Source organism: Pseudomonas sp. SIMBA_041 (genome assembly GCF_046535095.1).
Lineage (GTDB): Bacteria > Pseudomonadota > Gammaproteobacteria > Pseudomonadales > Pseudomonadaceae > Aquipseudomonas > Aquipseudomonas mucoides.
This window is the reverse complement of record NZ_JAWRXJ010000504.1, coordinates 1-260: the sequence shown is the minus strand read 5'-3', so window position 1 is coordinate 260 and position 260 is coordinate 1. Positions and strand designations below refer to the sequence as shown.

Here is a 260-nt window from a genome sequence, read left to right as displayed (position 1 = left end):
AATGGAGAAGGCGCGGCCGCGCTGGCTCGGCTCGAAGGTATCGAGAATGATCGATTGCTGGTTTGGTTGCAGACCGCCGCCGAAAAACCCTTGCAGCACGCGAAAAATCACCAGTTGACCGAGACTCGACGCGACACCGCAGAGAAACGAGCAGATCGTGAACGCCACAATGCAGAGCATGAAATAGCGTTTGCGTCCCAGCACGCGGCCAAAGAACGCCGAGATCGGCAGCACAATGCCGTTGGCGACGAGATAGGACG

At 58.1% G+C, this 260-nt stretch carries 1 protein-coding gene; it reads right to left on the bottom strand.

Annotation, left to right across the window (positions count from 1 at the left end; translation table 11 throughout):
* Positions 1–260, bottom strand: a 260-nt coding sequence (locus tag SB725_RS32105; protein WP_410923523.1) for an MFS transporter, incomplete at both ends; no start/stop codon positions are given.